Source organism: Helicobacter mehlei, from assembly GCF_003660265.1.
Taxonomy (GTDB): domain Bacteria; phylum Campylobacterota; class Campylobacteria; order Campylobacterales; family Helicobacteraceae; genus Helicobacter; species Helicobacter mehlei.
On sequence record NZ_QXQP01000035.1, the window covers coordinates 1 to 7,362 of the forward strand.

The following is a 7,362-nucleotide window of genomic DNA, read 5'->3' on the forward strand; positions in this document are numbered from 1 at the left end:
AAAAAAGCGCGTCTTAGTCCTAATGATTTGCTTGAGCTTGTATTACCGCCTTTAGAAAGTGTTTTGGATTTGCGTTTTAAGCGCGTTAAACGGCTCTTGCATAGTGAGGATAGGGTTAGTAAGACGATTATGCTGGCTAACCTAGAAGTGCGCTTTGTGTGTCATTTTGGGATGGCTGAATACTCTACTTGGGATAGCGGGTTTAAAAAGCTGTTTGGCAAGGACTTTAAGATCATCCGCAAGTGTCCTATTACGCTTTTTGATAGGGGGTTTAATCACATCTTGTTGCCTTGCAAGTTGCGGGGTTGGGGGAATAAGCATAAGCACTATATCAAGGCTTGCTTTAGTGATACCTACTTGCTTTATGGCGGTGCTAGCTTGGCTAAAGTGGGGGGTTTAGTGGGCGTGCCTAAGATTGAGGTTGCTGAGTCGGATATGGCTGATTTTGAGGGGTTTATGCAAAGAGAATGGGGGCGCGCGCTTGACTATGCTATAAACGATGCCTATGTTACAGCTAAAGCCTTTGGCGGGGTTAAGGATTTTAATAGTGAAGTCTATCGCTTGCCTGTGGCTGGTATCACTGCCAGTGATGTGTCCGCTAAAGCCTTTAGACAATTTCTCAAGAGTGATAAGAAGTATAAGGGGGTTTATAAGGATATTAGACTAAGTCAAGGCAATTCTGTCAATATCGTTCTTTATGCTATGGATAAGGCGGCTTATTTGGGGGGGTTAAATGGTGTGCTTAATGGGGGTTTGCACTATAAGGCTGTGTATGACTATGACTTTGTGAATTGCTATGGCATGATGATGTCTAGTCTGCTTTTGTGTGATTTTTGGGAAGATGTTGAGGAGCTAAAGGTTACATCTAAAAAGCGTGTTAGAAACATTGATGAGCTCAGTTATGACATGTTGGGTGTAGCTGAAGTTACGGGTGAGTTTAAGCCGGGGGTTACAATCCCTTATGTGAGTGTCAAAGATGACCGCGGGCTTATTAATGCTATGTCCTTCAAAAATGTTACCATTGATTTAAACACCCTTACCTATTGTCTAAAGAACAAGCTGTTTAAGAGTTACAGCGTCAGTTATGCCCGCTACTTTAAGCCTTATGATGATTCTGTGAAGGCTGGTGCGCTCAATGATTTTGTTAAGGGCATGATTGAAAAGCGTAATGAGTTTAAGGGCTTAAGAGATCAACATGGTGAGGGCTCGCCTGAATGGATTGACTATAACCATAAGCAAGAGTTGCTAAAGCTCCACACTAATAGTCTTTATGGCAAGTTCGGTCAGGGCGTTAATAGTAGCGTTAGCAAGTCTAGTATTACTAATCCCGTGATAGCCGCCGCTATTACTGCCCGTGCTAGGATTATGTTGGCTGAAGTGATTAACTTTCTTGTGAGTAAGGGTGTTGTCGTTCATAGCTACACCACTGATGGTTTCACATGTGATAGACGCATTGATGAATACATGCCCGAAATTTTAGAGTTGCCTATGGTGAAGTTTGTCTTTGGGCGGTTTAAAAAGGTTATGGGTAACCCTAATTTGAATCTTTTAGAACTCAAGCACTTTCAATGTGATTCTAATGTGCCCTTTACTCTGTTTCTAAGAACTCGCTTGTTGCTTATGGGTGAGTTTGAGGCTATTGAGTCTTCTAAACGCTATCTTGCTAAGGGGGGTATTAAATTGCCTGCTGAATGCAAGAATGACATTGATAAAGCTTTGGAGTATTGCCTAGAGGCCATCTTTAAACACGGCGGGCTTAATACACAAAAGAATTTTACTAGCGTTAAAGATGTCTATGATAAGGGCAAAGACTTGATCACAAGGGTTGAGTTTAAGCATTTAAATGTTGAGACAGATTTTAAGCGCAAGATGATTTTAAAAGGCTTTGATGATCTGTGTTATGGCGACTTGGATATAAAGAATATCCCCCGCTTTGAAAGTGTGCCTTATAAGAGTGTTGATGAGGCTAAGAGTTTTCTAATGGCTTATGGGCGTTATGAGGCTTCTATGAAAAGAAAAGCTAAAAGAAAAGATGAGTTAGATAAGCCTTTTGCTACTAAAAATTTTTCACTTGCTGGGTTTAAAGAGTGCTGGCACTACATGTTCTCTTTGTCTGTCATGTCTCTTTATAAGGGCTCTGACAATCCTATTGATGATGTGCGGGCTTACATTGCCGTCCAACTTAAAGCAAAAGGGTATAAAGAAGTTGAGATAGAAAGATTACTGGGCTATAAGCGTAAGAATAAAGATGACCGCGTGGCGCATTGGGTGTTAGATAATTACAAGCGTAAGAGTGCAGATAAAAAGCCCGCATTCAAGTTGCCTATAGATGTGTGTATGCACTTCAAGCCTTACTTTGATATGGTAAGTCCTTATCTCTTTGATTGTGTGCTGGATTATGCTTGTGATATTGAAGCTCAACACTATTCAGCTTGTGAAGTGGAAAACACAAAGGAGGGTGGCTATTCACTTGGAGTTGGAATACTTTCATTGTTGGGGTCGTTATCTGTGTCAGCCCCCCGTTTAAAAACAACATTTGTTGATAGTGTTTCAAGGGTGTTGGTTGATAAGGTTTCAAGGATAGTTGATAGGGTTTCAAATTCTAATAGCCCGCCTTAAAGCCCCGCAGGGCAAACTAGCCAAACGAGCTTGCGAAGTGTCTTGCGTAGCAAGTGGATAGTTTGCAAATTATCCACCTTGCAGGTGTCGCTCACAAGTTCGCTATAATTTGCTACTCAAACGCCGTAGGGGCTTAAAGATTTGGTATAATAAGACATCTTAATACAAGGATTTATGATGTTACCACAGAACAACCCACAAACGGACAGCGAAACACAAGCCACTAGCACACAATCTTTAGTGCCCGCTAAAGTTTCTACAGACAAGAAAGACAAGAAGCCTAAGAAGCCTTTAACTGAATTGACAGAGCGAGAGCTACAGCGAAAACTAAACATTGTATGGGAACAAAAAGCGAAAGTAGAGGCCGAGAAAATAAATTTAGAAAAACAACTGGCTAAGATTGATAAGCAACTTGAGTTGTTAAAGGTGCAGGAGGATGAGTTAGACAACGCGCGTCATAAGGTAGCACAAAAGAAAGCACCAAAGAAGTAAAACTTTAAAAGGAGGGCGAGGTAATGGGTAACACATCTTCAATCAACTTCAAGCAAACTAAGAACAAAGTCCAAACACAACATAACGACCGCTCAAAAGAACCCAGCTACTTACTACCGCAAGAAGATGTTGAAAAAGTGGGCGGTGGTGTAGAAGTTAATAGGAGCGCAGATCAAGCAGAGGCTTTAAAGAATGCTATTGTCAAAAAAGCCATACTAGATTACAACGCATATAGAGGACAAAAGTTTCAAGCCAAGAGTTATCTTTGGAGTGCCGTAGCCAACATCAAGCCCGAAACGACTATGCAAGACTTAGAAAGGCTAGCCGACCACTTCAAGAGCAAATACGGGTTTCAATGTTACCAAATCGCTATCCACAGAGATGAGGGCTACAAAGATGAGGAGGGCAATATCCGCCTTAACCATCACGCGCACTTAGAGTTTGTTACGCTAGACGAGAAAACGGGCAAGAGTCTTTTTAGAAAGCAATACATTAGCAAGAAAGTTTTAAGGGATATGCAAACCGAGACCGCCGACATCTTAGGCATGCAAAGAGGGGAAGATGTTAGGAAAAGTGGTAGAAAACGCATAGAGCCTAGAGCTTACGCCCAGTTAATGAATGAAGTGAGGCAAAAACACAATGCAGAGAAGCAAGAGCTAAAAGCAGAAGGCAAAAAGTTAAAAGCAGAAGGTAGAAAGTTAAAGACAGAAAGAGACAACGCCCTTCAAAAGTTTGAGACTAGAGACGCACTGCTTGACATATCTATCAAGACATTTAATGTCTTACGGGATAGCGAGCTGTTCGCTCCGCAGGACACAGCAGACCTATCTTTTGTTTGGGACGACATGGAAAGTAGTGCTAAAGAGATGACTAAGAGGGCTATAAAGCGTTATGCAGATCGAGAGGCTACCCTAACCCAACAGAAGCAAGAGCTTGAAGCTTCTAATGCCGAGCTCAACAAGGAAAACGACAAACTAGCACGCATTAACACAATCATAAGCAGACAACGCGATAACTTCGAGCAACAACAGAAACAAGAGCTAGAAGCCAACAACGAGGAGCTATTAGCCACACTCACAACCACGCTCACAGACCTAACGGGTTTTGTAGTGCCACATAACAAGAAGCTCACCATTGAAGAGATGAAGTCCTTGATTGAAAATGTAAGACTGCAGTGGAAAGACATTAACCAGCGCTTAGATGAATACAACAAAGTCTTTACCCAAGAGGATTACAAGGCATTGCTAGCGTTAAAGAAAGAACGCTTAACCATTGATGACCTAAAGAAGCGCATTGTCGCCCTAGAGCAAGAAGCCAAAGAGCGCGATAAAGCCGTGAAAGAACTCATAGACCAACACGCCAAAGAGATTGAAGGCTTGAAAACAGACAACGCGCTGAAAGACGCACAGATAGCTAGCTACAAAGACCACTTAAGCCCCGAGCAAGTAGAGGGCAAGATAACAGCCACAAAAGAGCAATACAAAGACTATCTAAGCCCTAAAGCCGTGCAAGAGCTCAAACAGAAACACACTGAAGCTTTAGAAGCCAAAGACACCAAGCACGCCCAAGATGTTGCCAACTTGAAACAAGAGCACTCTAAAGAGCTTGATAAGGTGAAACAAGAAATCACCACACTTAAAACCGCCAATGCTAACCTAATTGAGGACTTGAAGCAGAAACACGCTGAAGCAGTTAAGGACTTGAAAAACGCTAGCACGCTGAAAGACAAGCAGATCACGGAGCTTACACAGCAGAATACAGAGCTTGTAGCCCAAAAGCAAAAGGCAGAGCAAGAAGCCCAAGCCCTCAAAACAGAACTAGAGTCAGTCAAGGCAGAAGCAAAAACCATTGAGGCTTTTGAAAACAAGACAACCAAGCTCATCAACAAGCACATAGCCCTTATCACAGACCTTACAGAGAATGTAAATGCAAAAATCCAAGACACTGACAACAGGGTTACAGAAATCCACAAGCAAGCCCAACAGGAGATGATCCAACAAGCCAGTAATTGCGCCCTACTCAACGAGGAACTGATAGCAAATAAATTCCCAAAAATTAACGCCACTGCTATTCTTTTTGGCAAAGGTGTTAAACAAGAATACACGCCAAGCTACGACCCAATTAAAGCCAAGTCGGGTTACAGAGAGCTCAACAGACGCGAGCAAGCCATACAAGACAATCTAGCCAACACCCTTAAGAAAGACAGGCAAGAGGCACAAACCGCCAACAACGAAGCCCATAAGCTTATTTTAAACGCTACAAACAGCGTGGCGACAGGAATTAACAACCTTGTCATAGAACTTAAAACAAGTGCGGATTATGGAATGCAACTGATCACAACACAAACAGAAAACGCAAGATTGACAGGGGAAAACGCCAAACTCAAGCAACAGATAGCAAGCGAGCAAGAGAATTACAAACTCATGGAGGGGCATAAAGACGCGCTAATTGAGATGAGGGACAAGGAGATTGACAAACTCACCAACGAGAGAGATGACCTAAAAGACAAGGTAAAAGAGCTACAAGAACAGACCAAAGATGACACCCCCACACCCAGCAAGAGCAAGGACACGCCTAAACCCACAGAGCCACTCAAAAGCCCACAGCCTACGCAGAGCACGACACCTAAGAAGCCTTTGGGGATGTAACCTTTAACGCCCGTCTTATGTTTCTTATAAATTACACTTAAAGGGTTGCCTAACTTCAACCATAGAAATATCTTAAAACAAAGGTTAAAGTGCAAAACAACGAGGAGTTTAGCAATTACGATCTGAAAACACTTGCAAATTACATAAAATTACACTATAATACACATCGCAAGCCAAAATCAAAGGAGAATAACAAACATGGCAGACGAACTATTAAAGGCGCGGGAGGTAGCAGACATCTTAAAAGTGCATATCCGCACACTCTACCACTGGCGTGTCATAGGCAAACCCCCAAAAGCGGTTAAAGTCAATGGGCGTTATTACTACCCACGATCAGAGCTTGACAAATACATCAATGCAAAGGACGACAATGCCAACTAAGAAGTCAGAAAAGACACAAGAAGCACAAGTTAATGTAAATGCGGTCGCTTTCGGGGACTACACAGACATATGGATTGGCTTTAAGGATGGAAACAACACCATAGCTACCAGCCTTCAGAAATTCGGAAAGTGGCTTTTGAAAGAGGACAAAGAGGAAGCAGACATCGTAAGAGGCAGAAAAAAAGGCGAAGACGACAGACCATTTATAGCCGCACGACTTGCCAAAGGGAAAGAGAACACCATAGACTTTCGTAGCGTAAGAGCCACAAACAGCGAAAAAGCCGAAGAGCTCTTATCCGAAGCCAAGCCCATCTACATCAAACTAAGCACCCAAACGCTCAAAGACCTTGAAACACTTTGCAAAATCACCAAGAAGTTTGGCGAGCTAGATGCAGACCAGTTTAAAAGCCTTTACATTCACAACACCCAGAAAAAGCCAACCGAGAAAAGAAACGATACAATAAAGCTTAAGGATTATGAGGAGGGAGAGGAAAGCTAGAAAGAATGGGCTTAGCCAACGACCAAGTTACTAAGCCCACAAAACGACCATACAGGAGCTAACCAATGACCAAAACATTTATAAAAAACCAATCAAAGGAAAACTCACATGTCCAAAGACATTACCACGACTTTACTTAAAAACAACAAATCCTACCAAGAACAATTTGAAAAAACCGACATCACTCACATCCTCAATGCCTACCAAGAACGCAATTTTTCTAGCTACAAAAACACCAAGATGAAAGGGGTCAAAGAAGCCTATTTAATCACCCACAAGAGTAGCACTTTTTTACATGGTGCTACTTTAAGCATTAATGACACCCACTCACAAACCCCGCACAGCACGGGACTACAAGGGCTTAAAAAAAATGGCGTAAAAATTATAAATAGGGACACTCCCAAACTACGCCATACTCCGCCATTGAAAAAATCCGCCCTTTTTGAGCGTGTGGATTCTCTTGTTTTGAAGTATGTTGATTCGTTGGGTTTAGCTACCCCTTTGCGTAAGCTCACTTTGGGTTATGACACTGAATACACGGCTGTTGATTCTGAACGCAATATGATCTTGCTAAGTCAGATTTGGATTCTTGAGCTTGATGTGGGGTTTGTGTTCGTGCATAAGAAAAAAGCGCGTCTTAGTCCTAATGATTTGCTTGAGCTTGTATTACCGCCTTTAGAAAGTGTTTTGGATTTGCGTTTTAAGCGCGTTAAACGGCTCTTG

6 protein-coding genes are annotated in these 7,362 nt (G+C 42.3%); all 6 read left to right on the plus strand.

Going from position 1 to position 7,362, the window contains the following annotated elements:
- A partial coding sequence (locus tag EAO36_RS07840) for a DNA polymerase domain-containing protein (protein ID WP_162983287.1) occupies positions 1-2,619 on the plus strand: 2,619 nt, incomplete at its 5' end.
- 177 nt (positions 2,620-2,796) lie between these two features.
- Positions 2,797-3,111, plus strand: coding sequence for a hypothetical protein (locus tag EAO36_RS07845; RefSeq protein ID WP_120955962.1), 315 nt, complete (start codon positions 2,797-2,799; stop codon positions 3,109-3,111).
- A gap of 23 nt (positions 3,112-3,134) precedes the next feature.
- The gene (locus EAO36_RS08585; RefSeq protein WP_205586169.1) at positions 3,135-5,759 is read left to right on the plus strand and encodes a hypothetical protein; all 2,625 of its coding nucleotides are present in this window, start codon (positions 3,135-3,137) and stop codon (positions 5,757-5,759) included.
- 198 nt (positions 5,760-5,957) lie between these two features.
- Entirely contained in the window at positions 5,958-6,140 is a 183-nt protein-coding gene (locus EAO36_RS07855; protein ID WP_120955963.1) for a helix-turn-helix transcriptional regulator, read from the plus strand.
- The gene (locus EAO36_RS07860) at positions 6,130-6,639 is read left to right on the plus strand and encodes a hypothetical protein (protein WP_120955964.1); all 510 of its coding nucleotides are present in this window, start codon (positions 6,130-6,132) and stop codon (positions 6,637-6,639) included. The genes EAO36_RS07855 and EAO36_RS07860 overlap by 11 nt, the downstream gene beginning before the upstream one ends.
- 108 nt (positions 6,640-6,747) lie before the next feature.
- Positions 6,748-7,362 (plus strand): hypothetical protein (locus EAO36_RS07865; RefSeq protein ID WP_162983288.1); only part of this gene is annotated, 615 nt, incomplete at its 3' end.

Bases quoted from the DNA above. Each gene is read 5' to 3' on its own strand.
- EAO36_RS08585 (WP_205586169.1), top strand. From the start codon at position 3,135: ATGGGTAACACATCTTCAATCAACTTCAAGCAAACTAAGAACAAAGTC.
- EAO36_RS07845 (WP_120955962.1), top strand. From the start codon at position 2,797: ATGTTACCACAGAACAACCCACAAACGGACAGCGAAACACAAGCCACT.
- EAO36_RS07855 (WP_120955963.1), top strand. From the start codon at position 5,958: ATGGCAGACGAACTATTAAAGGCGCGGGAGGTAGCAGACATCTTAAAA.
- EAO36_RS07860 (WP_120955964.1), top strand. From the start codon at position 6,130: ATGCCAACTAAGAAGTCAGAAAAGACACAAGAAGCACAAGTTAATGTA.